Consider the following 25,033-nt stretch of genomic DNA (forward strand, 5'->3'; position numbering starts at 1 on the left):
ATGTCGTCGCCAACAACGCGCCAGAGCTGGATCCCCCTCGTCGTGCTCGCCACGGGCGTGTCGATGGTCGTCATCGACGCCACGATCGTGAACGTCGCGGTGCCGGCCATCATCGCCGACCTGGGCCTCGGCGCCACCGACGTGGAGTGGGTCAACTCGATCTACTCGCTGATGTTCGCGGCGCTGCTCATCCCGTTCGGCCGGGCCGGCGACCGCTACGGCAGGCGCCGCCTGTTCGCCCTGGGGGTCGCGGTCTTCCTGCTGGCGAGCGTGCTGGCGGCGATGTCGGTGAACGGGCCCATGCTCATCGGCGTACGAGCCGTGCAGGGCGTGGGGGCGGCGATGGCCGTGCCGATGACCCTCGCGATCATCAACCGCGTCTACGTGGGCCGTCAGCGGGTGATCGCCTTCGCGGTCTGGGGCTCCATCATCGGCGGCATGGCCGCCGTCGGGCCACTGGCGGGGGGCTGGCTCGTCACCGAGCACGGCTGGCGGGCCGCGTTCTGGATCAACCTGCCCATCGCCGCGCTGCTCCTGCTCGGCTCGCTGCGGGTGCCCGAGTCGCGGGACGGCCACGCGACGGGCGGCGACCTGCTCGGACTCGTCCTCGCCGTGCTCGGCACGACCGGCGTGGTCTTCGCCCTGATCGAGGGCCAGAAGTACGGCTGGTGGGAGCCGCGGCGGATCGCGGACGTGTTCGGCCTGCGGTTCGCGAGCGTCTCCCCCGTGCCGTTCGCCTTCGGCATCGGCATCCTCGCACTGGCCGTCCTCGTCGTGCGCGAACGGCGGCGCGGGCGCGCCGGCCTGCCCGTGCTCGTCGACCTGACGCTGTTCGAGCTGCCGAGTTTCCGCTACGGCGCGATGGCGGCGGTGATCGTGGCGCTCGGCGAGTTCGGCATGATCCTCGTGCTGCCGCTCTTCCTGCAGTCCGCGCTCGGCTACACCGCCTTCCGGGCCGGCCTCGTCATCGCCGCGCTGGCCCTCGGCACCTTCCTCGCGGGCGGGCTGGTCCCCCCGCTGTCGAAGAGGTGGTCGCCGCGGACCATCGTGCGGATCGGCCTCGCCCTGGAGGCCGTCGGCGCGGCCGGGATCGGGCTGTCCCTGTCCGCCGACATGGGCGCCTGGCGGCCCGTGCCGTGGCTGCTCCTCTACGGCGCGGGCATCGGCTTCGCCACCGCGCAGCTCACCGGCGTACTCATGGCCGACGTGCCGGCACGGCTGTCGGGCGGCGCGTCCGCGCTCCAGAGCACGGTCCGCCAGCTCGGCGCGGCGCTGGGAGTCGCGATCCTCGGCGGGGTGCTGGTGTCCGGGCTCGGCTCGGCCGTCGAGCGCGGGCTCGCCGACCGGCCCGAACAGGTGCGTACGAGCGCGGCGCGCGCGGTCGAGGAGAGCGCCGGCGCCGCCATCCCCGCGCTCCGCGACCCGGTGATCCACGCGGTGGCGGTCGACGCCGCCGCCGAGTCGACCCGCAGGGTCACGTTCATCACGGCGCTGGCGCTGCTCGCCGGCGTCGGCGTCACCCTCCTGCTCCCCCGCACACCGGCCGCCAAGGACGAGCCGCCGGAGCCGGTCGCCGCGGGCGGGCCGGATACTGGAGGTCGCGACCTGGACATGTAGCGACCCTGGAGGGGGTAATGCCGAGGATCAGCGCGGCGACCGTAGCGGATCACCGGGCCAACCAGCACGCCGCCCTGCTGGAGGCGGCGCGGGAGATCCTGGTCTCCGAGGGCGTGCACGCGCTCACCCCGGCGGCCGTCGGCGCCCGCATCGGCCTCGCCCGCTCCAGCGTCTACCGCTACTTCTCCTCCACCGCCGACATCCTGGCCCAGCTCGTGGAGGACGCCTTTCCCCGCTGGTCGGACCGCCTGCGCGCCGCCATCGCCCCTGCCGGTCCTGACGCGTCCCTGCCCGCCAGGATCCGCGCGTACGGCAGGGCCGCGCTCGACTTCGTCGGCAGCCCCGACTATGCGCTGATTCCGGCGCTGCAGGCGATCGGACTGCCGGGCGAGTGCCGGGTCCGGGTGGACGAGCTGCACGGCGAGCTGATCGCACCGCTCGCCGACGCGCTACGGGAGGCCGGGGCCGACCATCCGGCGTTGCGGGCCGAGCTGGCGTGGGGCGTGCTGCGGGCGGGCGCCCGCCGCCTCATGCCCGACGCGGCGGCACACCACCCGGACCCGGCGGTTCACGATCCGGAGCCGGCGGTTCACGATCCGAGGTCCACGGTTCACGACCCAGGGTCCACGGCTCACGGCCCGGAGTCCACGGCTCACGAGCCGGAGTCCGCGACGGCGGACGCGGACCCGGACGACATCATCGAGATCACCCTCGACGTGCTCACCCGCGCCCTGCGCTGACCCCCTGCCGACAGGCGGACGCGAACACCGGTCGGTGCGCGGGACGCTTGATGCGCGAGGGCGGCGTCGAGCCGCTCATGGCGTCATCCTGCTGCACCGTATCCTGCTGCACCATCCTCGCTTCCCGCTCCCCGCTCCCCGCTCCCCGCTCCCCGCTGCCCTGTTCCGCTGGCATGTGACGCGCCCGTGACGTCGTCCTGCGCCACTCCCTTGCTGCCGTTTCGTGAGTGACCCCCTCGCATGACATCACCATGATGCTTGATGACGTCATTGCCGATTGACATGACGTCATTATGGCGTCATAGTTGGGTCATGGATCTGATGCCGTACGTCGAGAACCTCCGCCGTCAGCTCGCCGTCGCCGCCGAGGCGGGTGGTCCCGATGCGCGCGCGCTCGCCGAGCGCCTCACGAGCGCTCTCGAATCGGCGACCAGGCTCACCCTGCTGGAGGCGCTGTCGGCGGCGGCGGACGAGATCACCCGAGATCTCGCCCCCGGTTCGGTCGACGTGCGGCTCCGCGGCGGCGACCCGGCGTTCGTGGTGACGCCACCGCACGCGGGACCGTCGTCGGATGACGCGGCCGGCGTGACGGAGACCGCGCCACCGGCGGCGCCGGAGGCCGCCCCGCCCGCCGCGCAGCCGTACGGCGAGGAGGGCGGCACCGCGCGGGTGACCCTGCGGCTGCCCGAGCACCTCAAGGTGCGGGTCGAAGAGGCGGCCGCCCGGCAGGGCGTCTCGGTCAACGCCTGGCTGGTCCGCGCCGTCTCCGCCGCGTTCGAGCCGGGCGCCGGGAGTGCTCCCGCCGGCCGCCCCCAGCAGCCCCGGAGCGGGCGCAGCTACACCGGCTGGGTGCGTTAACCCCGCCCGGCCTCGTCACCCGCCACCACTCTTCGCCCGGCCCCGAGGCCGGGATGTTCCACCGGACCCATGAGGAGGGCTCCGCCATGCCCGCTTTCGACACCCCCGAGCCGATCACGGCCGACATCCAGATCTACCTCGGCCAGGTCCGCGTCCACGCGAGCGACCGCGCCGACACCGTGGTGGAGGTGCGTCCCAGCGACCCCTCCAACGAGGCGAGCGTGCAGGTCGCCGAGCGGATCATCGTCGAGTTCTCCGGCGGACGGCTGCTGGTCAAGGACCCCAAGCCCAAGGCCCTGAGATATCTGCTGCCCTGGCGCGGCTCCGTCGAGGTGACCGTCGAACTGCCGGCCGGCTCCCGCGTCGAGACCCAGGGCGCCATGGATCTCGTCGCCACCGGCCCGCTCGGCCAGGCCGTCCTGCACAGCTCGTACGGTGGCCTGCGCCTGGACGAGACCGGCCCCCTGGAGATCAAGGCGTCGTACGGCGACGTCTCGATCGACCGGGTGATCGGCCCCGCCGAGGTGACCACGTCCACCGGGACGATCCGGATCGAGACCATCGACGGCCCCGGCACGCTGCGAACCTCCACCGGCGGCATCACCCTCGGCGAGGCGGCCGGTGCGCTGCAGCTGAAAACCGCCCACGGCGACATCATCGTCGACCGCGCGGTGGCCGACCTCACCGCCAAGACCGCGCACGGAGGCATCCGGGTGCACGCGGTGTCGAGCGGCACCGTCCACCTGGAGACCGGCTACGGCAAGATCGGCGTCGGCATCGCCGAGGGGACGTCCGCGTGGCTGGATCTGCACTCCAAGAACGGCGTGGTGCGCAACGCCCTCGACCCCGCCGAAGGCCCCGGGACCACCGACAGGGTCGCCGAGGTGCACGTCAACACCAACTGGGGCGACATCGACGTCCACCGGTCCTGACTCCGCACACCACACCCGGCAAGGAGACCCCCTATGAGCGACGCGATCACGGCCGAAGGACTGGTCAAGAGATACGGCGAGGTGACCGCTCTCGACGGGCTGAGCTTCACCGTCCCGCAGGGGACGGTGCTCGCCCTGCTCGGCCCGAACGGCGCCGGCAAGACCACGACCGTGCGGGTCCTGACCACGCTGCTGCGGCCCGACGAAGGCCGCGCCACCGTCGCCGGATGCGACGTCGTCGGCGACGCCCGGCGGCTGCGCTCGTCCATCGGACTGTCCGGCCAGTACGCCGCCGTCGACGAGCACCTCACCGGCGCCGAGAACCTGGAGATGATCGGGCGGCTTTATCACCTGGGCGCACGGCACAGCAAGGCCCGCGCCCGTGAGCTGCTCGAACGCTTCGACCTCACCGAGGCGGCGGACCGTCCGGTGAAGGGCTACTCCGGCGGCATGCGCCGCCGCATCGACCTCGCCGGCGCCCTGGTCGCCGACCCGCCGGTGCTGTTCCTCGACGAGCCCACCACGGGCCTGGACCCCCGCGCGCGGGCCGCGCTGTGGGACACCATCTCCGAACTCGTCGCGGGCGGCAGCACGCTGCTGCTCACCACCCAGTACATGGAGGAGGCCGACCACCTGGCCGACCAGATCATGGTGGTCGACCACGGCCGCGCCATCGCCCGCGGCACCGCCGACGAGCTCAAGGACCAGGTCGGCGGCAGCCGCATCGAGCTGACCGTGACCGACGCCGCCGAAATGGAGACGGCCCGGCAGACCCTCGCCCGGTTCGCCGCCGGCGATATGCGGACCGTGCCGGAATCGCTCCAGATCACCGTCCCGGTCACCGACGGCCCCGAGGCGCTGCGCCAGGTCCTCGGCCTGCTCGCCGACGCCGGGGTCCGGGTGCGCGACGCCGGCCTGCGGCGGCCCACCCTCGACGACGTCTACCTCACCCTGACCGGGCACCAGGCGTCCGGCACCGACTCCGACTCCGAGGCCCGGGAGGCCGCCCGATGAACGCGCTCACCATGCCCGTCGCCGACGGCTGGACCATCGCCAAGCGCAACACCCTCAAGATCAGGCGGTCGCCTGACCTGCTCGGCTCCGCGATCATGTTCCCGATCGTGTTCGTGCTGATGTTCGCCTACGTCTTCGGCAGCGTCATCCACGTCCCGGGGATGTCCTACCGGGAGTTCCTGATCCCCGGCATCTTCGTCCAGGCCGTGCTCGTGAGCGCGCAGGTCACGGGCTACACGCTGACCCTGGACCTGCAGAAGGGGATCTTCGACCGGTTCCGCTCGCTGCCCATGGCCCCGTCCGGGGTGCTGATCGGCCAGACCGTGAGCGACCTGCTGATGAACCTCGCCAGCCTGGTCGTCATGGCGGTGATGGGGCTGATCGTCGGCTGGCGGGTGCACACCGCGCCGCACGAGGCCGTCCTCGGCTTCGGGCTGCTGCTGCTGTTCGCCTACGCGTTCTCCTGGTTCACCGCGACCGTCGCGCTGGCCCTGCGCACCCCGGAGAGCTTCAACAACGTCGCCACCACGCTCTCCTTTCCGCTGATGTTCGTCTCCAACGCCTTCCTCGACAGCTCCGCGCTGCCCACGCCGCTCCGCGTCGTCGCCGAGTGGAACCCGGTCTCGACCATCACCCAGGGCGTGCGCGAGCTCTTCGGCAACACCAGCGCCGCGATGAAGACCGCGGACGCCTGGCCCCTGCAGCACGCCGTCCCGGCGTCGCTGCTCTGGATCGCGGTCATCCTGGTCGTGTTCGTCCCGCTGGCGACCCGGCTCTACAAGAAGGCGGTCAGCGCCTGACCACGCACGCCGTCGCGAGAGCCCGCCGCCGGAGCCGGTGGCGGGCTCTCGCGAGCCGGCCCGTCGTACGGCCCGCTCGTCCGGCCCGCTCGTCCGGCCCGCTCGTCCGGCCGTTCGTTCGGCCAGACCGGGTGCGCGGTGCCCAGAGCGGGCGCCGGGTCAGGGCTTGCGGCCGACGGCGCCCAGGATGCCGGAGTTGCCCGGGTCCGCCGGCACCGCCCAGGGGACGTCGGGGCGCCACGCCTGCACGGGGACCACGCCGGGCTCCAGGATCTTCAGCCCGTCGAAGTACGACGTGATCTGCGCCAGCGACCGGCCCGCCAGCCCGCCCGAGGACGTGGCCGAGTAGACCTGCTTGCTCGCCTCCACGACCTCCTCCCGGATGTCGCCCCTGTAGATGTGCGACAGCACGAGGTGGCCGCCCGGGATCAGCCGTTCCCGCACCTCCGCCACAACGCGGGCGGCGGTCTCGTCCTCGGTCACGAAGTGCAGCACCGAGACCAGGAGGACGGCGAACGGCCGGGTGAAGTCGATGTGGGCCCGCACCGCCGGGTCGTCGAAGATGGCGCCGGGATCGCGGAGGTCGCCGTTCATGACCATCGTGTCCGGATTGTCGGCCAGCAGCGCCCGCGCGTGGACGAGGACGACGGGGTCGTTGTCCACGTAGACGACGCGCGATCCCGGGGCGTGCCGCTGCGCGACCTGGTGGACGTTCTCCTGCGTGGGCAGCCCGGCGCCGATGTCGATGAACTGGGTGACGCCCGACTCGGCCAGGTGCCGTACGGCGCGGCCGAGGAAGCCGCGGTTCTCCCGGGCGATCTCCCGCCCGTCGTTGCCCATCTGGCGGCCGATGGCGAGCATCTTCTCGGCGGCCTCCCGGTCGGCCGGGAAGTTGTCCTTGCCGCCCAGGTAGTAGTCGTACATCCGGGCGACGCTGGGCACGCTGGGATCGATGCCCGCCGGTGCCCGTCCGAAGTCGTCCATACGTCGCTCCTCGCTGGTGGGACCGCTCCCACGAATTCCGTACGGTGATGATCATCCCCTGAGATTCGCCCAGGGGCAACGGGGCAGCGCGATGGGACGACCTAAGGAGGACGCATGACACCACGCATGCCACCGCGCATGACCCTGACGGCGGCGGTGCTCGACGCACCCGACGCACGCGAGCTGGCGCTCTTCTACCAGCGGCTGCTGGGCTGGCCGATCGACGACGAACCCGGATGGGTCACGCTGCGCCCGCCGGGCGGCGGGACGGGCCTGTCGTTCCAGACCGAGAAGCGATACGAGCGGCCCGTGTGGCCCGCGGCGCCCGGGGAGCAGCAGATGATGCTCCACCTGGACATCGAGGTGGACGATCTCGGCACGGCCGGGGCCCACGCCGTCGAAGCGGGCGCGACCCTCGCCGGCCATCAGCCGCAGGACGACGTGCGGGTCTACCTCGATCCGGCGGGGCACCCGTTCTGCCTGTGGATCAGGACGGGCTGACCCGCGCCCCGATGATCTGGCGGTGAGGACGGCGGGCCGGTGAAAACGGATTAATGCGGGCGACATTCCACGGACGGTGACCACGTAACAACGCCTGGTCAGACTTCCGGAGTATGAGCGAACCGAGAAATGCCGCCGACGGGGGCGGTCACGCGTCTCCCGGCCCGCATCACCGGCACCCGCATCACCGGCGGTCCTGGCGGCGGGAGGTCGCGGAACTGGCCGCGCTCTTCCTCGCCGTCGGCCTCGCCCACGTGCTGACCACCCTGCTCGGCCACCGGGACCCCGGCCCGGTGATCCTCGTCGGCCTCGGCCTGGCGCTGATCCTCGGCTCGGCCGCGCACCGGCGGCTGTCGGCCCCCGGAGGCGTACGGCTGCGCGCAAAGGCTGCCGCGGAGCAGCCCACGAGCCTGTGGCGGGTGCGTGCCCGGGTCGCCGAGCGCCCCGGCCGCCTCGCCGCGCTCGCCGGGGCGTTCGCCCGGCTGCGCTGCAACATCCTCGCCCTGCAGATCGCGCCCGCCGGAAGCGCGTCGATGCTGCCGGGAGGCTGCGACGCCCTGGACGAGTTCATCGTCGAGGCCCCGGCCTCGCTGACGCCCGGCGACCTGCGGCGCGCGGTCGACCGGGCCGGCGGGGCGGACGCCGTGATCGTCCCCGCCCAGGTCAGGGACCTCATCGACCCCGGCATCCAGGCGCTGCTGCTGGGCCGGCGCGTACGCGACGACCCGGGCGAGCTGGTCGCGGCCATGACCGAGTTGCTGCGCACGGCCGACATCGGCAGGCAGGGCCCCGGCGAGCCGGTCCCCGCGGAGGAGCCGACCGTGATGACCATTCCCCTGCCCGGCGGCGTGCTGGTGGCGCGGCGGCCGGACCTGCCGTTCACGCCGACCGAGGCGGCGCGGGCCGCCGCGCTGGCCGCGGCGGCCCGGCACCGCCAGTGGGCGGACGAGTGAGCCGGCTCCGGACGAATCAGCTCGTCCGGAGAATTCGGCTCGGCCCCGGAGCCGCCCCTGGACGAGCCGGTTCCGTCCGGGGACGGGTGAGCCGCCCGTCCCCGGATGGGCGTACCGGTCCTCAGCCCGCCGCGTCGAGGCGGCCGAGCTCCTCGGACGACAGCTCCAGGTCCACGGCCTTGACCGAGTCGAGGATCGTCTCCGGGCGCGACGAGCCGGGGATCGGGATGACCACCGGCGCCTTGGCCAGCATCCAGGCCAGGCACACCTGGTGCGGGCTCACGTTGCGTTCCCGCGCCACCTCCGCGAACGGCGCGAAGCGCGAACCCAGCTCGCCCGCCTTGGTGATGCCGCCGAACGGGCTCCAGGGCAGGAACGCGATGTCCAGCTCCGCGCACAGCTCCAGCTCCGGCTCGCTGGAACGGAAGGCCGGGGAGAACTGGTTCTGCACGCTGACCAGACGGCCGCCGAGGATGTCATTGGCCTGGCGGATCTGGTCGGGGTTGGCGTTCGAGATGCCGGCGTAGCGGATCTTGCCCGCGTCCAGCAGGTCGCGGATCGCCCCGACCGAGTCCTCGTACGGCACCCGCGGGTCGGGCCGGTGGAACTGGTAGAGGCCGATCGCGTCGACGCCCAGCCGCTTGAGCGAGGCGTCGCACGCCTGCTTGAGGTAGTCGGGCGAGCCGTTCTGCGTCCAGGTGCCGTCGCCCGGGCGCAGGTGCCCGCCCTTGGTGGCGACCAGCACGTCCGAGGTGTCGCCGCCGTAGCTCGCCAGAGCCTTGGCGATCAACGTCTCGTTGTGGCCCACCTCGTTCGCGTGCAGGTGATAGGCGTCGGCCGTGTCGATGAGCGTCACCCCGGCGTCCAGGGCCGCGTGGATGGTCGCGATGGAGCGCTGCTCGTCGGGCCGCCCCTCGATGGACATCGGCATGCCCCCGAGACCGATCGCGCCGACCTGCACGTCGCCGATGCGGCGAGTCCGCATAAGAAGATCCCCCCTCGAATGACACAGATCAGAGTTCTGTGTCCTATCCTGCGGATTTGGCATTAAGCCGTCCAACAGAAGATTCCGATCGCATTGAGCAGCGTGGGTGATAAGCGGTGGAGTTACGGCAGCTCAGGTACTTCGTGGCGGTCGCCGAAGAGAGCCACTTCACACGAGCGGCCGATCGCCTGCGTATCGCGCAGTCCGGTCTGTCGGCGTCCATCCGCGCGCTCGAACGGGAGCTGGGCGCCGCCCTGTTCCGCCGCAACACCCGGCAGGTCCGGCTCACGCCCGAAGGCCGGGCACTGCTGGTGGAGGCCAGGCGAGCGCTCGCCGCGAGCGACGCGGCCCGTGAGGCCGTGGCCGCCGTGCAGGGCCTGCTGCGCGGATCGCTGTCCGTCGGATCGCTGCAGTGCCTGCACGCGGTGGACCTGCCGGCCGTGCTCGCCGGGTTCGTGGAGTCTCATCCCGGCCTCGACATCCGGCTGCGCCACGGCGGCTCGGGCGAGCTGGTCGAGCAGGTGCGCGAGGGCCGCCTCGACCTCGCCCTGGTGTCCCGCCCGGCGCACGAGCCCGACGACGTCGTGGTGGCCCCTCTCGCGGCCGAGCCGCTCGTGCTGGCCTGCGCGCCGGGGCACCCGCTGAGCGCGTACGGGAAGGTGCGGCTGGAGGCGCTGCGGGGCGAGCGGTTCGTGGACTTCCCGCCCGACTGGGGCACCCGCACACGGGCGGACGAGGCGCTCGCCTCCGCCGGCGTCGACCGCCACGTGGCGCTGGAGGTCACCGACGTCCACTCCCTGCTCGATCTCGTGGGGAACGGCCTCGGCGTCGCCCTGGTCCCCCGGTCGTTCTCCCTCAAGACCGCGCGCGTGTGCTTCCTGGAACTCACCGATCCCGTTCCGATGTGGGAGACGGTGGCGGTGAGCGCAGCGCCCGGCGGCGCCGCGGGGGCGGCATTGCTGGAGGAGATCTACCACGCCTCACGTTGACTTTCTCGTCAAAAATCCCCCAAATTGGTATATAACACCTTCACAAGCCTTCGGGGTTCGGTCCCAAGGCTCCTCCCGAACGGCCGACGACCACGAAGGCGACTCCCATGAGCGTGCACGTCCACGTCCGCCTCAACGACGGTTACGCAGTCACCGAGGACGGTCAGCTACTGGAGCGGACAAGTTGCCACTGCGGCGCCTCCTGGGAGACGTTCTTCCAGGCCGACGAGGGCGAACCCGAGAACATCTGAGCCGCCTGACCGTGCTCACCGCCCGGCGCGGGCGATGATCTCCAGCAACCCGCGGTGCGTCTCCCGGTCGGCCGCCACGACGAGCCCGCCCGCCCCGGTGTGCAGCGGCTCGCCGCGGATGCCGGTCACCACGCAACCGGCGGCCTGGCACAGCGCGATCCCGCTCGCGAAGTGCACGCTGTCGCGCAGGTGGCCGTCGGTGACGTACGCGGCGCGCCGGCCGGCGGCGACCCACGCCACCGCCAGGGTGGTGGAGACGACCCGTGGGCGGAAGCGCTCGGCGAACCCCGGGTCGGCGAGGAGCGCGGCGGCCCGGAAGGCCGGTGCGTTCGGGAACGGCGGGTCGAGATTGACGTCCACCAGCCGCGATTCGGCCGACGGCGTGAGCCGCTCGTCCCCGGTGCCCCCGGCGCCCCCGGCCTCCCCAGCGCAGCCTGCGCCTCCGGCATCCCCAGCGCCTCCCGTATCCCCTTCGCCCCAGGCGTCCCCGACGTCCCCAGCATCCCCCCCGCCCCAGGCGTCCCTGATGTCCCCAGCGCCTCCAGCATTCCCTCCACCCCCGGCAGCCCCGGCCGCTCCGGCGTCGCGGCGCACGTACGCGTGCGCGCCGTCCGTCCAGAACACCTCGCCGGTGAAGGGATCGGCGCAGGCCGCCGCCGTGACGGCGGAGCCCGTCCGCAGGGCGACGTTCACCCCGACGAGCATGGTGCGCGCGGCGTAGTTCAGCGTGCCGCACAGAGGATCGACCAGCCACATGCGCTCCGCGCCGTCCCGCCCGGTGCGGCCGGTCTCCTCGCCCGTCACGGCGTCGTCCGGGCGAGCCGCGCGGATGACGCCGAGGATCGCCTTCTCCGCTTCGATGTCGGCGACCGTGGCGAAGTCGTCCGCGGATTTCGCGAAGCGCGTCAGCGACGTCCCCCACATGGCGCGCACGACGGCGGCTCCGGCTCGCGCCGCCGCCAGGGCCAGTTCCTCATCTGTGATCGACACGAGGACAGGACTATCACGCCTCCCGGCGCCGCCGACCGCTGCCGCCGACCCGTGCCGCCGACCCGTGCCGTCATGCCGCGCGGGCGGCGTCTCCGGGGATCTCCCCAAGGCGATCGGTTCTCACTAGGCTGATCCAGAAGTTTCCTCTGTTCAGGTGCTGGAGCCGCTCATGTCCCCCGCCTCGCCGGATGTCGCCCTCGCCCGCCGTCAGTCGCTCGCGGACCTGCTCCGGCGCTCCGCCCGGCGGCAGCCCGCCCGGCTGGCCGTCGCGGACGCCGCGCAGGTGCGCACGTACGCGGAGCTCGACGAGGACGTGACGCGGGTGGCGGGCGCACTGATCGCCCGGGGCGTGCGTCCCGGCGACCGCGTGGCGGTGCTGTCGCGCAACAGCGTGGACTACGTGCGGACCATCTTCGGCGTGGCCCGCGCCGGGGCCGTCCTCGTGCCGGTCAACTTCATGCTCGGCGCCGACGAGATCGCCTACGTGCTGTCCCACTCGGGCGCGGTCGCGCTGATCGCGCAGGACGCGCTGCTCTCGGTCGCGCGGGACGCGGCCAAGCAGGCCGACGGGCTGCGGCTGCGCATGGTGTTCGGCACGGCGCCCGAGGAGGGCTGGGAGCCGTTCGACGCGCTGCTCGCCGAAGACGTGGCCGAGCCGGTCGTGCCGATCGGGCCCGACGACCCCGCGCAGATCCTCTACACCTCGGGCACGGAGTCGCGCCCGAAGGGCGCCGTGCTGTCCCACGCCGCGCTGATCGCCCAGTATGCGAGCTGCGTCATCGACGGCGGGATGACCCGCGACGACGTCGAACTGCACGCGATGCCGCTGTTCCACTGCGCCCAGCAGCACTGCTTCCTGGTGCCGGACATCCAGCTCGGCGCGTCCGGCCACATCCTGCCCGGGGCCGACCCGGCGGCCGTGCTGGAGGCGATCGAGCGCCACGGCGTGACCAAGTTCTTCGCGCCGCCCACGGTGTGGATCTCGCTGCTGCGCCACCCGGACTTCGACCGGCGCGATCTGTCCTCACTGCGCAAGGGCTACTACGGCGCCGCGATCATGCCGGTCGAGGTGCTGCGGGAGATCGGCGAGCGACTGCCGGACGTGCGCCTGTGGAACTTCTACGGCCAGACCGAGATGGCGCCGGTCGCGGTGATGCTCCAGCCGGAGGACCAGATCCGCAAGGCGGGCTCGGCCGGCCAGGCCGCGCTGAACGTCGAGACGCGGGTCGTGGACGCCGACGGCAATGACGTCCCGCCCGGGGAGATCGGGGAGATCGTGCACCGCAGCCCGCACGCGATCCTCGGCTACCTGGACGACCCCGAGAAGACCGCAGAGGCGTTCCGCGGTGGCTGGTTCCACTCGGGCGACCTCGGGGTGATGGACGAGGAGGGCTATCTCACGGTCGTCGACCGGATCAAGGACATGATCAAGACCGGCGGGGAGAACGTCGCCAGCCGCGAGGTCGAGGAGGTCGTCTACGAGCACCCGGCGGTCGCGGAGGTGGCCGTCGTCGGGGTCCGCCACCCGAGCTGGATCGAGGCGGTCGTCGCGATCGTGGTGACCAAGCCGGGCATGACCGTCAGCGAGGAGGAGCTGCGGGCCCACGTGCGGGCACGGCTGGCCGCGTTCAAGGTGCCCAAGGCCGTCGCGTTCGTGGACGCGCTGCCGAAGAACCCGAGCGGCAAGATCCTCAAGCGTGAGCTCAGGGACCGCCACGCCGCCCTCGCCGACCGCATCCCCGGCCTGCGGCCCCCGGGCGGTCAGGAGGGGTAGCCGTGGCGGCCGTGGAGGCGGACGAAGCGGGCCAGCGTGAGGACCCGCAGCGGTTCGAGACCGATGACCGTGCGCTCGAACAGCACGACCTCCTCCCGGCCGCCCGTGCCGATGGGCTGCACCAGGCGTCCGCCGAGCCGCAACTGCTCGACCAGCGGCGTGGGGACCGTGGGAAAGGCGGCCGAGACGATGACGGCGTCGTAGGGGGCGTGCTCGGGCACCCCCCTGCTGCCGTCGCCGACGAGCACCTCCGCGTTGCGGATGCCCTGCCGGGCGAGGTTGCGGCGCGCGCCGCGCACGAGGTCGGGCCACAACTCGACGCTGACCACGTCGGCGGCCATGCGCGCGAGCAGCGCGGTCTGGTAGCCGAGACCGGTGCCGACCTCCAGCACGTGCTCACGGCCGGTGAGCCCGAGTCCCTCGATCATCGTGGCCGACAGCGACGGCTGGGTGGTCACCTGCCCGTGCGCGATGGGGATCGGCACGTCCTCGTACGCGTGGGCGGCGTGCTCCGGGGGGACGAAACCCGCTCTCGGCGTCGACCGCACGGCCTGGAGCAGGCGCTCGTCGCGCACGCCCACCGCCCGGACGGCCCGGACGAGGTCTTCGGGACAGGCGGCTGCGGTCACGTCCACCACGCTCACGTTCGGCGATGAGCCGCACCCTCCCCCGGCGGCCCGCTCATCCCCGGTGATGCCCCCTCGGCCGCGCCCGGAATCCGCGCCCGGAATCCGCGCCCTGAATTCGCACCCTGAATTCGCGTGCGGAATCCGAGCCCGGACGCGGAGGGCTCAGCCGGCGGCGAAGGTCACCTCGGCCGTGGCGACCGTCTTCCCGTGGCGGCCGGGGGCGCTCTGCCACTGCCAGTAGAGGTTCGTGTGCGCGATCACCTGCTCGGGGGACGGCGCGCCGTAGGCGGTGAGGTCCTCGGTGGTGTGCGCGTCTCCGACCAGCGTCACGTCGTATCCCCGGACGAACGCCCCGTGGAGGGTGGAGCGGATGCACGCGTCGGTCTGGGCGCCCGTGACGACGAGACCGCCCACCCCGCGCTCGGCGAGCAGCGCCTCCAGGCCGGTGTCCTCGAACGAGTCGCCGTACCTCTTGTGGACGAGCGGCTCCTCGTCGCGGCGGACCAGCTCGGGCACGTACTGCCAGCTCTCGCTGCCCCGCTGGAGATCGTGGTCGTCGGAGTGCTGCACCCAGATCACCGGCACGTCCTCCGCGCGCGCCTTGCCGATCAAGGTGTCGATGTTCGCGATCACCGTGTCGCGGTTGGGCGCGCCCGCCACCACCCCGCTCTGCACGTCGATGACCAGCAGCGCGGTGTTCGGGCGATCGGCAAGAGTGGTCATGGGGGTTCCCGTTCTCGTCGCGTACCTCGTGCATCTCACCCTAGAACGGGCCACCGACATTCAGCCCACGCGCGAAGTACCCCAAACACGAAGCACCCCAAATTGGAGTGCTACATGCCGATTTGCTAGCGTCAGAGGCGTGAGGTTGACGAAGTTCACGGACCTGGCCCTGCGCGTGACCATGCGCCTGGCGGTCCTGGAACCGGGGGCGTCGCTCACCACCCGCCAGGTGGCAGACGCGATGGACATCCCCTACAACCACACCGCCAAGGCCATCGCCCGCCTGCAGCACCTCGGCGTCGTGGAGGCCCGCCGGGGACGCGGGGGCGGCCTGGAGCTGACCGAGTTCGGCCACACGGCCTCGATCGGCTGGCTGGTCCGCGAGCTGGAGGGAGAGGAGGAGGTCGTGACCTGCGAGGGGGATGTCCCCTGTCCGCTGCGGGCCGCCTGTAGCCTGCGCGGGGCGCTGCGTGCGGCGCAGCAGGCCTTCTACGCCTCCCTCGATCCCATCACGGTGGATCAGCTGGCCTCCTCCACGTCGAGGCCGGTGCTGCTCAGCCTCTCCTGACCTGCGTCAACAAAAAAGAACACGCAGGTTCATGGCGTTAAATTTGCATCTGTCATACCAATTTGGAGGATGTCATGCTCTCCCCGGAGTCGGCCGCGACCGTCCGCGCCACCCTGCCCGTGATCGCGGGCGCGATCCAGGACATCACCGCCCGTTTCTACGACACGATGTTCGCCGACAACCCCGAACTGCTGCGCGACCTGTTCAACCGCGGCAACCAGGCCAACGGCGAGCAGCGCGTGGCACTGGCGGGCTCGATCGCCGCGTTCGCGTCCGCGCTGGTGGAGCGTTCCGGGGAACCGCCCCGCACGATGCTGTCCAGGATCGCCAACAAGCACGCCTCCCTCGGCGTCACCGAGGAGCAGTACGCCGTGGTGCACAAGTACCTGTTCGGCGCGATCGCCGAGGTGCTGGGCGACGCCGTGACGCCCGAGGTCGCCCGGGCGTGGGACGAGGTCTACTGGCTCATGGCCGAGACGCTGATCGGCCTGGAGCGCGGCCTCTACCGCGAGGCGGGCCGGGGCTGGACACGGGCCACGGTGGTCGAGCGGCGCGACGAGACGGCCGACGTGGCCTCCTTCGTCCTGCGCCCCGACCTGCCCATGTCCTTCCGTCCCGGTCAGTACGTCAGCGTCCAGGTCACGCTGCCCGACGGGGCGCGGCAGATCCGGCAGTACAGCCTGTCGAGCGCCCCGGAGCGCGGCGACTGGCGGATCACGGTCAAGCGGGTGCGCGGCGAGGGCACGCCCGAGGGCGAGGTCTCCTCCTGGCTGCACGGACACGTCCGGGCCGGTGACGTGCTCTCGGTCTCCGCGCCCTTCGGCGACCTGACCCTGCCCGAGGGCGACGGCCCGCTGCTGCTCGCCTCGGCGGGGATCGGGGTCACGCCCATCCTGGCGATGCTCGACCACCTGGCCGCCACGGGGTCGGAGCGGCGGGTGCTGGTCGTGCACGCCGACCGCTCGCCGGACGCGCACGTCCACCGCGAGGAGCTCGCCGACCTGGTCGCGGCCCTGCCCGGCGCCACCCTTCACCGGTGGTACGAGGAGCTGCCGGCCGGCCACGCGGGCGACCCGGCGGTCGCGACGGGGCTGGCCGACCTGTCGGAGGTCGACCTGCCCGGGGACGTCGTGGCCTGCCTGTGCGGGCCGCTGCCGTTCATGCGGGCCGTACGCGCGCAGCTCGTGGAGCGGGGCGTGCCCGCCTCCGGCATCCACTACGAGGTGTTCGGCCCCGACCTGTGGATCGCGGCCGCGTGACCCGACGGCCCGCCACCGGCGGCGGCGGGCCCTCACACCGGCTCTCTTATCGGGCCCTGGCAGCGCGCCCTATCGGGCCCTGGCAGCGCGCCCTATCGGGCGCGCAACAGGCCGACGCCGACGTAGCCGTCCACGCCCGGGATCCTCGGCAGCCTCGGCTCGTCGGGCTCGGGCCGCCACTCCTCGGTCAGGACCAGACCCGGCTCCACCAGGTCGAACCCGTCGAAGAACCGCAGCAGTTCGGCGTGGGTCCGCGGGGTGACCGCCCCGGCGGAGGTGTTCTTGTACAGCTCACGTCCCTCGCGGATCTTCTCCTCGTCGAGGTCCCCGTACGACAGGTGACTGATCGCCATCGCGCTGCCGAGGGCGAGCCGGTCGCGCAGCGTGGCGACGATGCGCTCGGCGTCCTCGTTGCCGGGAACGAAGTGCAGCACGGCCACCATGAGCAGGCCCACCGGCTTGCCGAAGTCGATGTGCTCGTTGATCCGGGGGTCGTCGAGGATGGCCTCGGGCTCGCGCAGGTCGCCGTCCACGACGATCGTCTGGTCGTTGTCCGCCAGCAGGGCCCGGCCGTGGGCGAGCACGATCGGGTCGTTGTCGACGTAGACCACCCGCGCGTCGGGGGCTTCGCGGAGCGCGACCTGGTGGACGTTCTCCTGCGTCGGCAGCCCGGCGCCGATGTCGAGGAACTGGTGGATGCCCTCGCGGGCCATGAGGGTCACGGCCCGGCGGATGAAGCGCCGGTTGGTCCGCACGCCTTCGCGGGCGTTCGGGGTGAGCTCGATGAGCTTCTCGGCCGCCGCCCGGTCCACCGCGAAGTTGTCCTTGCCGCCCAGGAGATAGTCGTAGATCCGGGCGACGCTGGGGACCGTCACGTCGATGCCCGGCGGGCCCTGCTCCATGTTCATCCCTGCCCCTGATGCGCTCGTACGTTGATCAAACGTATCCGATAAGTCGGGATTAGGCGCGTCAAAAGGGGAGTTGACCGGCACGCGCCCGGACGGGGCCGGTCAACTCCCACAGCACGGCGGGCCCCCTCAGTCCCCCGCCGGGCGCTCACCCCCAGGCGTGCCGGCGACCAGGATGTCGACCGGGCTCGTCGTGACGGGACCGGTGGCGACCGGGTCGGCGATGAAGTCGCGCATCCAGTGGAAGCTGGCCTTGGGCGTGCGCACCTGGGTGTCGTAGTCCACGTGCACGAGGCCGAACCTGGCGGAGTAGCCCCGGGCCCACTCGAAGTTGTCCATCAGCGACCAGCAGAAGTAGCCCCGCACGTCCGCGCCGGCCTCCATCGCGTCGCGGGTCGCGGTCAGGTGGTCGCGCAGGTAGTCGATGCGCCCGCTGTCCTCGATCGCGCCGTCGTCGCCGTACCCGTTCTCCGTGATGTAGACGGGCGGCAGGTCCGGATAGCGGGAGGTCAGCCCGACGAGCGTCTCGTACAGCCCTTCGGGCTCCACCACCCAGCCGAGCCCGCTGGTGCGCGCCTCCTCCGGCGTGACGGTCCGCACGCCCAGGTCGAACGCCGAGCGCTTGGCCGGGTCGGCCTCCGCGTACGGCGCGGCCTCCACGTGCAGCCGGTAGTAGTAGTTCACGCCGAGGAAGTCCACCGGCGTGCCGATGACGTCCAGGTCGCCGTCCTGCCGGAAGGAGAAGTCGGTGATCCGGCCGAACGTCTCCGCCATGTCGGCGGCGTAGGCCCCGCCGAACAGCGGCTCGGTGAACTGCCGGTTGACCAGCAGGTCCATCCGCCGCGCGGCCTGCATGTCCTGCGGCGAGGACGTCACAGGGACGGTCGGCGACATGTTGAGCGTCACCCCGATCTGCTGACCGGGCCGGGCCATCTCCCGCAGGCGCGCGACGGCCAGGCCGTGGCCGAGCAGCAGGTGGTGGGCCGCGGCCAGCGCGCCGTGGCCCTCCTTGGCGCCCGGCGCGTGCCGGCCCTCGCCGTAGCCGACGATGGACGAGCAGTAGGGCTCGTTGAGCGTGATCCAGTTCGAGACCGAGCCGCCGAGCGCGTCGTACATCACCTCGGCGTAGTCGGCGAAGCGTTCGGCGGTGTCGCGGACCCGCCAGCCCCCGCGGTCTTCCAGCGCCTGCGGCAGGTCCCAGTGGTAGAGGGTCACATACGGCTCGATCCCGCCCTCGCGCAGGGCGTCGACGAGCCGCCGGTAGAAGTCGAGCCCTCGCCGGTTCACCGGTCCCCGGCCGTCGGGCAGCACCCGCGGCCAGGCAACGGAGAATCGGTAGGCCCCCGCCCCCAGGTCTTTCATGAGATCGACATCCTCTTGCCAGCGGTGATAGTGGTCGCAGGCGAACTCACCCGACTCGCCCCGTGCCACCGTGCCGGGCACCCGGCAGAAGGTGTCCCAAATCGAAGGCCCCCGGCCGTCGGTGTCGACGGCCCCCTCTATCTGGTACGCCGCGGTGGCCGTGCCCCACACGAAGCCGGCGGGAAAGGTCCGCGGCATGGCGAGGCGTTCGTCGGTCGCCGTCATTCCCTGTTCGCTCCAGGTTCCGTGCCCGCTTCGGTGAACAGCCCGGACACGGCGGTCTGCCGTGCGGGCGAATGGACCGTTCCCCCGAAGGCCGCGGGACCCGCCGAGCCGTACGGCGGGCACATACGCGGGCAGACGGAGTTCCGCAGCGGACACCTGAACTCCCTCGCAGGAGATAGGGAAGCGGCTGCGAGACGCGAAAGCGGCCGGACCCGTGGCAACGAAAAAGCCAGCCGATGCCAGCCATCAGAACATAAGAGGAGGGGAGGGTGTCAAGTCACGAAAACGTGACGAGAGGAAATTCCGATTACTGGTTGACGCGCTCACCTGCGGTTGCCTATCTTGAGGAAACCGGTTGCATGAAACCGGTTACAGCGAGATGCGATAGCGTTTGGTCCGTGGCAACGATCAGAGAGCTGGCGCGCCTGTGCGGCGTGTCTCCGGCGACCGTCTCCCGCGCGTTCAACAACCCCGAGGTGGTGAACGCGAAGACCAGGGAGCAGGTGCTGCGGACGGCCCGCCAAATCGGCTATCTGCCCAACGAGTCCGCCCGCACCCTGGCCACCAAGAAATCCTTCATGGTGGGCCTGGTGTGGGACACCGACCACCGCCGGCCCGGCTGGCGGCATCCTTTCTTCCAGGAAATCCTCATCGGCCTGAAAACGGCGCTCAGCGGGCGCGGATATCACCTTCTCATGCTCGCCACCAGCGGCGACATGGGCGGGGAGCGGACGGAGGACGCCTACGTGCGCGCCGTGCGCAGGCACAACCTCGACGGCGTCGTGATGATCGACAGCGGCACCTGGGATCCCTCGCTGCGGCAGCTGTCCGAATCGGGCATCCCCTGCGTCAGCCTCGACCGTCCCGTGGAGGGGTCCCGCGCCACCTATGTGACGTCGGACAACGCGGGCGGCGCCCGCCTGGCCGTACAGCACCTGCACGAGCGGGGGCGGCGGGCCATCGCCACGATCACCGGCCCGGCGCACACGCGGCCGGGCGCCGAGCGGCTGCGGGGCTACCGGGAGGAACTGTCCCGGCTGGGGCTGCCGCAGCGGCCCGGCTTCGTCGTGGAGGGCGACTTCTACCTGTCGGGCGGCCACGCCGCGATGCGCCGCCTGCTTGAGGCGGACGAGCGGCCCGACGCCGTGTTCGTCGCGGGCGACGAGATGGCCGTCGGCGCGCTGCGCGCGATCGGCGAGGCCGGCCTGAAGGTGCCCGAGGACATCGCCCTGGTCGGGTTCGACGACATCGAGGTGGCCGCGCTCGTGCCGCCGAGCCTGACGACCGTGGCCCAGGACAAGGCCGGGTTCGGCACGGCCGCCGCGGAGGCGGTGGTCTCCATGATCAACGGCGCGGACACCCCGCCTCCCCGGATCCTGCCGACGACGCTCGTCGTCCGCGGCTCCAGCACGCCCCCGCTCTGACGACGGCCCGCGAGCTCACCGGCGGCGAAGCCGGGGGTCCTGCAGCGCGGGCGGCGTGGCCGCGTAGTTGTCCTCGGGGTTGAGGTCCGTTCCCGGCGGCACGATGGCGTCGATGCGGTCGAGGATGTCGTCGGTCAGGTCCACGTCGGCGCCGGGCAGGAGCCCGTCGAGCTGGCCGGCGGTGCGCGGCCCGATCAGCACGGACGTGACGGCCGGGTGCGCGCGGGCGAAGGCGATCGCGAGCTGCGGCAGCGTCATCCCGGCCTCCTCGGCGAGGGCGGCGAGTTCGGCGAGCGCGGCGGTCTTGAGCCTGCCGGCCGGCGTCGCCGGGTCGTAGTGCGAGGGACGCGACGAGGCCCGGTGGCCGGTCGTGAGGTCGGCCCGGCCGGAGAGCCAGCCGCCGTTGAGGGGGCTGAAGGTGAGGACGCCGAGCCCGTGGCGCTGGGCGGTGGGGAACACCGCGCCCTCCGGCCTGCGGGTGAACACGGAGTACATGGACTGCTCGGTCAGGAACCGGTGGGTCCCCGTGCGCTGCGCTGCCCACTGCGCCTCCACGACCAGCTCCGCGGGGAACATAGAGGAGCCGAACGCCCGGATCTTCCCGGCGCGGACAAGGTCGGTCAGGGCCGACAGCGTCTCGCCGACGTCCGTCTCGTGGTCGGGCCGGTGCATCTGGTAGAGGTCGATGTGATCGACGTCCAGGCGGCGCAGGCTGTCCTCGACGGCGCGGAAGATCCACCGACGGGAACCGCCCCGCCGGTTGGGGTCCTCCCCCATCGGCAGCCCGAACTTCGTGGCGATGACGAGGTCGTCGCGGCGGCCCTTGATCGCCTTTGCGACGATCTCCTCGCATTCTCCCTGGGAGTAGACGTCGGCGGTGTCGATGACGTTGATCCCGGCGTCGAGTGCGCGGTGGATGACGCGGACCGCGTCGTCGTGGTCGCGGTTTCCCATGCTGCCGAACATCATCGCGCCGAGGGAGAGCTCGCTGACGGACATCCCGGTGGCGCCGAGCGTTCTGCGTTCCATGTCGTGTGTGCCTTCCGGATTCGCAGGGCTGCTGACCTGTTCATCCCACCAAGCCGGCCCGCCGCGCCGTGAGCCCGATCCTGGCGCCGCCGTGCACCATCCTGTCAATCTCGTGTGCCGGTCCGAGTGGTTGACTGGCGCGCATGGACCTCCTTGACGAGATGCGGCGGCTGATCACGCGCCTCGCCCCCGGCGGCCTGCAGCGGGGGATCGCGGACGGCGTGACCGTCGCGTCCCTCGACCGGCCCACATCGCCGGTCGCCACGTTCTCCTCGCCGTCGCTCGCGATCGTCGCGCAGGGCCTCAAACGCACGGTGCTCAACGGGGTCCCGTACGACTACCGCGCCGGGCAGTATCTCGTCGTGTCGGTGGACCTCCCGGTGATCGGCCAGGCCCTGGAGGCCGCCCCGGACAGGCCGTTCGTCGTCTTCAGCATGTCTTTGCGCCCGGCGGACATCGCGCCGCTCCTGCTGGAGGCGGGCGCGGCCGGCAGGCCCCCGGCGTTCACCGGCATGGCGGTGAGCGACGCCTCACCGGAGCTGCTGGACCCCGTCGTGCGTCTGCTGCGCATCGCGGACCGGCCCGACGACCTGCGCGTGCTCACGCCCGGATATCGCCGCGAGATCCTCTGGTGGCTCATCAACGGCGACCAGGGTGCGCTCGTGCGGCAGATCGGCCTCGTCGACGGCAACCTCGCGCACATCTCCCGGGGAATCCGCTGGATCCGCGAGCACTACCGGGAGCAGTTCTCCGTCACGGACCTTGCGTCGCTCTGCGGCATGAGCGCGTCGTCCTTCCACCGGCACTTCCGCGCGGCGACGTCGATGACGCCGGTCCAGTTCCAGAAGCAGATCCGTCTCCAGGCGGCCCGCACCCTGCTCATGACGCGCTCGGGGAACGTGGCGGAGATCGGCTATTTCGTCGGTTACGAAAGCGCGTCGCAGTTCAGCCGGGAGTATCGCAAGGTGTTCGGGGCCTCTCCCGGCCGGGACGCCGCGCGGCTGAGCGCCATGGCGCAGGACGTCCCGAGGCTGCCGGAGCTGATGGACGAGCCGGCCTGATCGGACCGTCGCCGCCTCACGCTCCCGCGCACGTGCTCCCCTATCGTGCTTCCGTATGTTGTACGGTACGCCGTACGACAGAAAGGGGCGTATTTCGTGTACGAGCCGAGCGACGAGGAACTGAAGAGCGTCGAGGACTGGTTCGCCGAGTACGACGCGCTCGCCGAGCAGGGGGCGATCGAGCGGCTGGCCGACCTCGCGGTATTCCCGATGAACCTGGCCACCGACGTGCCGGGCGGCTTCGCGGCCGTGCGGCAGTGGACGCGCGAGGAGTACGTCGAGGCCATGCGGGAGGCCATGGGCGGCGGGACGGCGGGGCTCGGCGTGGAGTCGGTGCGGACGCCGCACTTCCTCAGCCCCAACCTCGTGTTCGTGGAGACCACGGCGACGATGACGATCGAGGGCCGCCGGGAGAGCATGCACTACGGCGACCTGCTGGTGCGCACCGAGGAAGGGTGGGCGTTCCAGACGATGGCCCAGGGCGGCTGGGGCCACGGCTGGCCGCCCGCCACACGCGGCTGACCGGCCCCCGCGGGCCGCGGCTCACGCGGCCCGCGAACCCCGGACGGGGGGCCGGTGCGGTGCACCTGGGACGGTTGTATAAGCTACCTATGTAAATCGCTTCCGTCCGGAGGAACTCCTGTGTCCGACACCCCGAGCGCCGATACCCCCGAGGACTCTCAGGCGGTCGCGGCCGTCCTGGACGACCTCGCGGTGCTCGCCATACGGCGGCTGTCCACGCAGAGCGACCTCAGCCTCACGGCGACCATGACCCTGTCGTACCTGGACCGCAACGGCCCGGAGCGGCTGAGCGTCCTGGCCGCGCGCCAGTCCGTCACTCAGCCGTCGATGACCCAGCTCGTGCAGCGCCTTGAGCGTGAGGGCCTGGTGTGCAGGGCGGCCGACGACCTCGACGGCCGCGCGGTGCGGGTCAGCGTCACCGACGCCGGCCGGGCGCTGCTGGCCGAGCGGCGCCGCCGGCGCAGAGAGCGGCTCGCCGAGATGCTCGGCACGCTGTCTCCCGGCGAGCTGCGCGAGCTGACGCGGGTCGCCGGCGAGTTCCTCCCCCTGCTCCGGCGCCTGCTTGAGACCACGGCCGACGAGTAGGGATCAGGGCGCTCCCCTCGCTATTTCCCAGGAGGTCCGGTGAGCTCTGCTCATGCCCCCGTCTCCAACCCCTTCAAGCAGCCGAAGGCGGTCTGGGCCGTCGCCTTCGCCTGCGTGATCTCCTTCATGGGGATCGGGCTGGTGGACCCGATCCTGCCCGCCCTCAGCGTGAAGCTGCACGCCACGCCCAGCCAGGTGTCGCTGCTGTTCACGAGCTATCTGGTCGTCACCGCCGTGGCGATGCTGGTCACCGGGTGGGTCTCCAGCCGCATCGGCGCCAAGCGCACCCTCATCGTGGGCCTCGCCCTGATCGTGGTGTTCGCCGCCCTCGCCGGGACGTCCGGCAGCATCGGCGGCATCGTCGGCTTCCGAGCCGGCTGGGGCCTCGGCAACGCGCTGTTCATCGCCACCTCGCTCGCCGTCATCGTCGCGTCGAGCAGCGGCGGCTTCGCCGGGGCGATCATCCTGTACGAGACCGCGCTCGGCGTCGGCATCGCGGTCGGGCCCCTGCTGGGCGGCGTGCTCGGCGGCATCAGCTGGCGCGGCCCGTTCTACGGCGTCGCGGTCCTGATGGCGATCGCGCTGATCGCCACCGTCACCCTGGTGCGGCCCACGCCCACGCCGGCGAAGAAGACGAGCGTCGCGGCCCCGATCAAGGCGCTGCGCCACCGCGGACTGCTCGTCCTGGGCCTGACCGCGCTCTGCTACAACTGGGGCTTCTTCACCCTGCTGGGCTACGCCCCCTATCCGATGGAGCTGAACGAGCACCAGCTCGGCCTCGTCTTCACCGGCTGGGGAATCCTCGTCGCGGTCTTCTCGGTCTTCGCCGCCCCGCGGCTGCAGGCCCGCTTCGGCATCGCCCGCACGCTGTACGCCAACCTCATCCTGTTCAGCCTCGACATCCTGGTGATCGCGCTGTTCACCGGCAACCGGGTCGTCGTGATCTGCGGCGTGATCGTCGCCGGAATCTTCATCGGCGTCAACAACACGGTCACCACCCAGGCGGTCATGACCATCTCGCCCGTGGAGCGGCCCATCGCCTCCGCGTCGTACGGGTTCATCCGCTTCATCGGCGGCGGCCTCGCGCCCTTCGTCGCGGGCAAGCTCGCCGAGCACTTCGACAGCCAGCACGCGCCGTTCTACATGGGGGCCGCGGCCGTGCTCCTCAGTGTGGTCGTCCTCGCCACCGCGCACCGGGAGCTCGGCGAGGCCGAGCGCGCCCAGGCGGCCGAGATGGCCGCCGCCGCACCGGCCGCCGCGCGGCGGGAGGAGCTGGAGGAGGCGGCGCTCGCCGAGGACCTCGGCTCGGCCACCTGACCCGCCCGGCGGCGCGGGCGCGGCGGCCCCCGG

The 25,033-nt window shown here is 71.9% G+C and carries 26 protein-coding genes; 18 read left to right on the plus strand and 8 right to left on the minus strand.

Going from position 1 to position 25,033, the window contains the following annotated elements; translation table 11 throughout:
* The 6 genes from FLX08_RS09490 (at position 1) to FLX08_RS09515 (ending at position 5,961) form a co-directional block, all read left to right on the plus strand.
* The gene (locus FLX08_RS09490; protein WP_142617908.1) at positions 1 to 1,617 is read left to right on the plus strand and encodes an MFS transporter; all 1,617 of its coding nucleotides are present in this window, start codon (positions 1 to 3) and stop codon (positions 1,615 to 1,617) included.
* 17 nt (positions 1,618 to 1,634) lie between these two features.
* Positions 1,635 to 2,357 (plus strand): TetR/AcrR family transcriptional regulator, encoded by a 723-nt coding sequence (locus tag FLX08_RS41270; protein WP_208761351.1) that lies wholly within the window; start codon positions 1,635 to 1,637, stop codon positions 2,355 to 2,357.
* Between the two features lie 312 nt (positions 2,358 to 2,669).
* Positions 2,670 to 3,215 (plus strand): toxin-antitoxin system HicB family antitoxin, encoded by a 546-nt coding sequence (locus FLX08_RS09500; RefSeq protein WP_142617910.1) that lies wholly within the window; start codon positions 2,670 to 2,672, stop codon positions 3,213 to 3,215.
* A gap of 86 nt (positions 3,216 to 3,301) precedes the next feature.
* Positions 3,302 to 4,147 (plus strand): DUF4097 family beta strand repeat-containing protein, encoded by an 846-nt coding sequence (locus tag FLX08_RS09505; protein ID WP_167530339.1) that lies wholly within the window; start codon positions 3,302 to 3,304, stop codon positions 4,145 to 4,147.
* 33 nt (positions 4,148 to 4,180) lie between these two features.
* The gene (locus FLX08_RS09510) at positions 4,181 to 5,161 is read left to right on the plus strand and encodes an ATP-binding cassette domain-containing protein (RefSeq protein ID WP_142617913.1); all 981 of its coding nucleotides are present in this window, start codon (positions 4,181 to 4,183) and stop codon (positions 5,159 to 5,161) included.
* A complete protein-coding gene (locus tag FLX08_RS09515; protein WP_142617915.1) occupies positions 5,158 to 5,961 on the plus strand; it encodes an ABC transporter permease in 804 nt (267 codons plus the stop codon). Before FLX08_RS09510 ends, FLX08_RS09515 begins: the two co-directional genes overlap by 4 nt.
* A 159-nt stretch (positions 5,962 to 6,120) precedes the next feature.
* Here FLX08_RS09515 and FLX08_RS09520 read toward each other — a convergent pair whose 3' ends face one another.
* On the minus strand, positions 6,121 to 6,945 hold the full coding sequence (locus FLX08_RS09520; RefSeq protein ID WP_142617917.1) for an SAM-dependent methyltransferase: 825 nt from the start codon (positions 6,943 to 6,945) through the stop codon (positions 6,121 to 6,123).
* 114 nt (positions 6,946 to 7,059) lie between these two features.
* Here FLX08_RS09520 and FLX08_RS09525 point away from each other — a divergent pair, with 114 nt between their 5' ends.
* Both FLX08_RS09525 and FLX08_RS09530 read left to right on the plus strand, forming a co-directional pair.
* The gene (locus FLX08_RS09525; RefSeq protein ID WP_142617919.1) at positions 7,060 to 7,446 is read left to right on the plus strand and encodes a VOC family protein; all 387 of its coding nucleotides are present in this window, start codon (positions 7,060 to 7,062) and stop codon (positions 7,444 to 7,446) included.
* 113 nt (positions 7,447 to 7,559) lie between these two features.
* Positions 7,560 to 8,399, plus strand: coding sequence for an ACT domain-containing protein (locus tag FLX08_RS09530; protein WP_142617921.1), 840 nt, complete (start codon positions 7,560 to 7,562; stop codon positions 8,397 to 8,399).
* 121 nt (positions 8,400 to 8,520) lie between these two features.
* Here FLX08_RS09530 and FLX08_RS09535 read toward each other — a convergent pair whose 3' ends face one another.
* Positions 8,521 to 9,384 carry an aldo/keto reductase gene (locus FLX08_RS09535; RefSeq protein WP_142617922.1) on the minus strand — a complete coding sequence of 288 codons (864 nt, stop codon included), beginning with the start codon at positions 9,382 to 9,384 and terminating at the stop codon, positions 8,521 to 8,523.
* A gap of 116 nt (positions 9,385 to 9,500) precedes the next feature.
* Between FLX08_RS09535 and FLX08_RS09540 the strand changes: the two genes are divergently transcribed.
* Both FLX08_RS09540 and FLX08_RS40495 read left to right on the plus strand, forming a co-directional pair.
* Positions 9,501 to 10,373, plus strand: coding sequence for a LysR family transcriptional regulator (locus FLX08_RS09540; RefSeq protein ID WP_142617924.1), 873 nt, complete (start codon positions 9,501 to 9,503; stop codon positions 10,371 to 10,373).
* 107 nt (positions 10,374 to 10,480) lie between these two features.
* On the plus strand, positions 10,481 to 10,624 hold the full coding sequence (locus FLX08_RS40495) for a hypothetical protein (protein WP_167530340.1): 144 nt from the start codon (positions 10,481 to 10,483) through the stop codon (positions 10,622 to 10,624).
* A 15-nt stretch (positions 10,625 to 10,639) separates the two neighbouring features.
* On the opposite strand, the gene FLX08_RS41990 is transcribed toward FLX08_RS40495, so the two are convergent.
* A complete protein-coding gene (locus tag FLX08_RS41990; protein ID WP_244312519.1) occupies positions 10,640 to 11,614 on the minus strand; it encodes an inositol monophosphatase family protein in 975 nt (324 codons plus the stop codon).
* A 169-nt stretch (positions 11,615 to 11,783) separates the two neighbouring features.
* On the opposite strand from FLX08_RS41990, the gene FLX08_RS09550 reads away from it, so the two are divergent.
* Positions 11,784 to 13,388, plus strand: a complete 1,605-nt coding sequence (locus FLX08_RS09550) for a fatty acyl-CoA synthetase (protein ID WP_142618003.1) — start codon at positions 11,784 to 11,786, stop codon at positions 13,386 to 13,388.
* On the opposite strand, the gene FLX08_RS09555 is transcribed toward FLX08_RS09550, so the two are convergent.
* Both FLX08_RS09555 and FLX08_RS09560 read right to left on the minus strand, forming a co-directional pair.
* Positions 13,376 to 14,023, minus strand: a complete 648-nt coding sequence (locus FLX08_RS09555; RefSeq protein ID WP_244312520.1) for a protein-L-isoaspartate(D-aspartate) O-methyltransferase — start codon at positions 14,021 to 14,023, stop codon at positions 13,376 to 13,378. The genes FLX08_RS09550 and FLX08_RS09555 overlap by 13 nt on opposite strands.
* A 156-nt stretch (positions 14,024 to 14,179) precedes the next feature.
* Positions 14,180 to 14,740: a cysteine hydrolase family protein gene (locus tag FLX08_RS09560; RefSeq protein WP_142617926.1), complete on the minus strand. Its 561-nt coding sequence runs from the start codon at positions 14,738 to 14,740 to the stop codon at positions 14,180 to 14,182.
* A gap of 139 nt (positions 14,741 to 14,879) precedes the next feature.
* On the opposite strand from FLX08_RS09560, the gene FLX08_RS09565 reads away from it, so the two are divergent.
* Both FLX08_RS09565 and FLX08_RS09570 read left to right on the plus strand, forming a co-directional pair.
* The gene (locus FLX08_RS09565; RefSeq protein ID WP_142617928.1) at positions 14,880 to 15,308 is read left to right on the plus strand and encodes an RrF2 family transcriptional regulator; all 429 of its coding nucleotides are present in this window, start codon (positions 14,880 to 14,882) and stop codon (positions 15,306 to 15,308) included.
* A gap of 74 nt (positions 15,309 to 15,382) precedes the next feature.
* Entirely contained in the window at positions 15,383 to 16,567 is a 1,185-nt protein-coding gene (locus tag FLX08_RS09570) for a globin domain-containing protein (RefSeq protein ID WP_142617930.1), read from the plus strand.
* Positions 16,568 to 16,659: 92 nt separating this feature from the next.
* Here the strand turns inward: FLX08_RS09570 and FLX08_RS09575 are convergent, their stop codons facing one another.
* Both FLX08_RS09575 and FLX08_RS09580 read right to left on the minus strand, forming a co-directional pair.
* A complete protein-coding gene (locus FLX08_RS09575) occupies positions 16,660 to 17,475 on the minus strand; it encodes an SAM-dependent methyltransferase (protein ID WP_341874319.1) in 816 nt (271 codons plus the stop codon).
* Between the two features lie 129 nt (positions 17,476 to 17,604).
* Positions 17,605 to 19,062 carry a GH1 family beta-glucosidase gene (locus tag FLX08_RS09580; protein WP_142617932.1) on the minus strand — a complete coding sequence of 486 codons (1,458 nt, stop codon included), beginning with the start codon at positions 19,060 to 19,062 and terminating at the stop codon, positions 17,605 to 17,607.
* A gap of 398 nt (positions 19,063 to 19,460) precedes the next feature.
* Here FLX08_RS09580 and FLX08_RS09585 point away from each other — a divergent pair, with 398 nt between their 5' ends.
* Positions 19,461 to 20,486, plus strand: coding sequence for a LacI family DNA-binding transcriptional regulator (locus FLX08_RS09585; RefSeq protein ID WP_208761352.1), 1,026 nt, complete (start codon positions 19,461 to 19,463; stop codon positions 20,484 to 20,486).
* A gap of 15 nt (positions 20,487 to 20,501) precedes the next feature.
* On the opposite strand, the gene FLX08_RS09590 is transcribed toward FLX08_RS09585, so the two are convergent.
* Complete coding sequence (locus tag FLX08_RS09590) at positions 20,502 to 21,515, minus strand: aldo/keto reductase (RefSeq protein ID WP_142617935.1); 1,014 nt, start codon at positions 21,513 to 21,515, stop codon at positions 20,502 to 20,504.
* A gap of 143 nt (positions 21,516 to 21,658) precedes the next feature.
* On the opposite strand from FLX08_RS09590, the gene FLX08_RS09595 reads away from it, so the two are divergent.
* The 4 genes from FLX08_RS09595 (at position 21,659) to FLX08_RS09610 (ending at position 25,000) form a co-directional block, all read left to right on the plus strand.
* A complete protein-coding gene (locus FLX08_RS09595) occupies positions 21,659 to 22,576 on the plus strand; it encodes an AraC family transcriptional regulator (RefSeq protein WP_142617937.1) in 918 nt (305 codons plus the stop codon).
* Between the two features lie 96 nt (positions 22,577 to 22,672).
* Positions 22,673 to 23,098, plus strand: a complete 426-nt coding sequence (locus tag FLX08_RS09600; protein WP_142617940.1) for a nuclear transport factor 2 family protein — start codon at positions 22,673 to 22,675, stop codon at positions 23,096 to 23,098.
* Between the two features lie 120 nt (positions 23,099 to 23,218).
* Complete coding sequence (locus FLX08_RS09605) at positions 23,219 to 23,683, plus strand: MarR family winged helix-turn-helix transcriptional regulator (protein ID WP_208761353.1); 465 nt, start codon at positions 23,219 to 23,221, stop codon at positions 23,681 to 23,683.
* A 39-nt stretch (positions 23,684 to 23,722) separates the two neighbouring features.
* On the plus strand, positions 23,723 to 25,000 hold the full coding sequence (locus tag FLX08_RS09610) for an MFS transporter (RefSeq protein ID WP_142617941.1): 1,278 nt from the start codon (positions 23,723 to 23,725) through the stop codon (positions 24,998 to 25,000).
* The last annotated feature ends 33 nt before the right edge of the window (positions 25,001 to 25,033 follow it).

Origin of the sequence: Microbispora hainanensis, assembly GCF_006874475.1 — a bacterium.
Taxonomy (GTDB): Bacteria; Actinomycetota; Actinomycetes; order Streptosporangiales; family Streptosporangiaceae; genus Microbispora; species Microbispora hainanensis.